Origin of the sequence: Rhodoblastus sp. (assembly GCF_041915505.1) — a bacterium.
Lineage (GTDB): Bacteria > Pseudomonadota > Alphaproteobacteria > Rhizobiales > Beijerinckiaceae > Rhodoblastus.
This window is the reverse complement of sequence record NZ_JAYSBG010000403.1, coordinates 1-3006: the sequence shown is the minus strand read 5'-3', so window position 1 is coordinate 3006 and position 3006 is coordinate 1. Positions and strand designations below refer to the sequence as shown.

Below are 3006 nucleotides of genomic sequence, written 5' to 3'. Positions count from 1 at the left end.
GCTATTCGACGGAGGAGCTGTCGATCGGCGCGGCGATCTGGCTGGCGATTGCCTTCGTCCGCCTGATGCGGACGCCCGAAAGCGCTTTGTTGCAGGCGGCGGGGGTGTTTCGGCCGCTGGCCATGGCCAGCGTCTATTCCTCGGGCGCCTCCATCGCGACCGTCGCCATCCTGCTGTTCAACTACGGCGCCTTGATTTCGCTGATCGGCATTTTGATCGGCGAGGGCGTCTACGCCCTGTGGATTCATCGTCAGGCGCGGGCGTGGTTCAGGGCTTGCGGCGCCAAGGCGCTTGATCCACAAACGGCGCAGGCGTCCTGCGCGTAAGGCGGCGGGGCGGTGTTATCCGAGGCGTTGGGGAGCGACGGAAATCCGATGATCGTCACTGTGGGCGTCAAGGCGCTGAACGAAGAACGTCACATCGAGGCCTGCCTCGCCAGCGCCGTAGCCGCCGTGGCGCCCTATCGGGGCGAGGTCATCCTCGGCGATTGCGGATCGACCGACCGGACGATCGAGATCGCCAAGAAATTCCCGGTACGGATCTTCCAGCTCGCCGATCCCTCGCAACGCTCCTGTGGCGCGGGCGCGCAACTGGCGTTTCAGAATGCGAGCGGCGCCTTCTATTACATGCTCGACGGCGACATGGTCCTGTCGCCGGACTTTCTGGCGACCGGCATAGAATATTTGCGGAATCATCCCGACGTCGCCGGCGTGGGCGGGCGCGTGCGGCAGATGAACACGGAGAATGTGGAATATCGCATTCGGGCCGAATCAAACGAAACCGATCCCGGCCTGCGCGTCGGCGTGGTCGACCGGCTCGATTGCGGCGGCCTCTACCGCGCGGACGCCTTGAAAACGGTCGGCTATTTCGCGGACCGCAACCTTCACGCCTTCGAGGAATTCGAACTGGGCGCAAGGCTGCAAGCGGCGGGCTGGAAGCTGGCGCGGATCGAGGCGCCGGCGGTCGAGCATTACGGCCATACGGGCGCGGGATTCGGCCTGCTGGCGAAATGGCTGCGCACGGGCTATGCCAGCGCGGCGGGCGAGGTGGTGCGCGCCGCCATCGGCCGGCCGCAATTTCCGATCGTCGTTCGACAGCTCGGCCATGTCCGGAATGCCGCCGTCGTGATCGTCTGGTGGTTGCTGGTGCTGTATTTCGCCTTCAAGGCCTGGCCGGTCAGTCTCGCTCTGGTGCTGATTCCACTCGCCTTTCTGGCCGTCCGCCGCAAATCCCTGACCACCGGGCTCTATTCCTTCGCGATGTGGAACGTTTACGGCTACGGCCTGGTCGCGGGTCTGTTCCAGAGGCGGATCCCGCCGGCGACAAAGATCGACTATGTGGAACTGTCGTCGATTTGACGGCTCTGTTCCTTCGCTTCGTTTTCCACTCCCCTCCGATTTCGGGGCAGCCGGCCAAGCGTCGTCGGGGCTTCTTCACCAAGACTCGGCGCGAACATAGGTCAATCTGATCGTGTTCTCGCCCAACTGATCGCTTGCCACGAGGCGGAGCGGCGCGTGGGGACCGGTGAAGAATGGCTTGCCGCCGCCAAGGACGATGGGGCGGAGGTAGAGTCGATATTCATCGATAAGGCCAAGCTCGGTCAGACTCCCCGCCAGTTCCGGTGATGCGGGCGATGGCGAATGGGACGGTATCAAAGTCTTGGCGAATGACTTGCCCGAAATGTGCGGAAACTATGGCGTGAATGTGCGCTTTTTTTAACGAAAATTTTAGTTTAGCTTGATCTTGGGTGAGCTTGCGAAAACTGTTGATAACGGATTGTGGTTTTTCGTGGCTTCCACCGATGCAAGGAGGCCAGAATGTTGTCACGTTTCCATGCGGCCGGAGTTGCTGCGTTTCCAGGCGGCAGACAAGCGCCACTCATCGATTTCGGACGCATCAATTTCAATCCGGCGCCGAAAAAGAATGAAAAACCGGTCGGGCGGGGCAATCTTTCAGGCATTCAGGTCATGCGAGGCATTGCGGCGCTCGCAGTCGCCTTCTATCACACGCATGTCATCTTATCGATGAAAGAATATGGCGGTTACGAAATATTCGGAAGCGTCGCAAATCTAGGCTGGATCGGCGTCAATTTCTTTTTCGTCCTGAGCGGCTTCATCATTTTATTCGCCCATTCCGGCGATATCGGCAATAAGGCCTCGATCGGACGTTATTTCTGGCGGCGCGTCGCGCGCGTCTATCCGATCTATTGGATCTTCCTGACCCTGTTCGTCGTGATGGCGATGCGCGGAATCGGCTCGCATGGCGTCGATCTGAGCCCGCGTGCGCTGTTTTCGGCCTATTCGCTGTTCCAGATCATGGACGCGCCGCCGCTGCCGCTCAAGGTCGCCTGGACGCTCCTGCTGGAAATGAAATTCTATATCGTCTTCGCCGCCCTCATTCTGTGGCGGCGCGCCGGCGTCGTCATCATGGCGCTATGGGCGCTCGCCATTCTTCTGCGCAACACGGTCGAGCCCTTCCCGGATTTCGCGGAACTCGGTCCGGATTGGGGCCTGCTGAGCATCTGGAACATTTATTTCCTGTTTGGCATGGCCGCCTGCTGGGTCGCGACCCGCGTCACCAACGCCCTGGGGCCGTTCGTCCTCGCGCTCGGCGTGGCTTTGCTGGGCTATACGCTGATCGGCGCGCCGGGGCAGGAATTGGCGATGCGGATGCCGCCGCTGCTGACCCAGTTCGCGATCGGATTCGCCGCCATCATCGTCGGGGCCGTTCTCTGCGAGCGCCGCTACGGCTGGCGTTTCCCGAAATGGAGCCTGTTGCTGGGCGACGCCTCCTATTCGATCTATCTGGTTCATTCGATGGCGATTTCGGCCATTGCGATGATCAATGCGAAGCTTGGCCACGGCCATCTTCCGCCGGCCATCCTGTTCGGCGGCGCGCTGTCGGTCTCGGTGGCGGCGGGCGTCGTCGTCCATCTCATGATCGAGAAGCCGATCCTCCGCTTGACGCGCGGCAAGGCAAAGGCGCGCCCTGTTGTGGGCGAGGTCG

At 61.5% G+C, this 3006-nt stretch carries 3 protein-coding genes and 1 pseudogene; 3 read left to right on the top strand and 1 reads right to left on the bottom strand.

Annotated elements, in window-relative coordinates; genetic code table 11:
• Nucleotides 1-326, top strand: a 326-nt coding sequence (locus ACE3S9_RS17685) for a hypothetical protein (protein ID WP_374547797.1), incomplete at its 5' end; no start/stop codon positions are given.
• A 48-nt stretch (nt 327-374) separates the two neighbouring features.
• On the top strand, nt 375-1358 hold the full coding sequence (locus tag ACE3S9_RS17680; RefSeq protein ID WP_374547796.1) for a glycosyltransferase family 2 protein: 984 nt from the start codon (nt 375-377) through the stop codon (nt 1356-1358).
• A 75-nt stretch (nt 1359-1433) separates the two neighbouring features.
• Here the strand turns inward: ACE3S9_RS17680 and ACE3S9_RS17675 are convergent.
• A pseudogene (locus ACE3S9_RS17675) lies at nt 1434-1628 on the bottom strand (dihydrofolate reductase family protein); the annotation flags it as partial.
• A 339-nt stretch (nt 1629-1967) separates the two neighbouring features.
• Here ACE3S9_RS17675 and ACE3S9_RS17670 point away from each other — a divergent pair.
• Nucleotides 1968-3006, top strand: a 1039-nt coding sequence (locus tag ACE3S9_RS17670) for an acyltransferase family protein (RefSeq protein WP_374547795.1), incomplete at its 3' end; no start/stop codon positions are given.

Excerpts from the sequence above, each read along its gene's own strand:
- ACE3S9_RS17680 (WP_374547796.1), top strand. The coding sequence starts at position 375 with ATGATCGTCACTGTGGGCGTCAAGGCGCTGAACGAAGAACGTCACATC.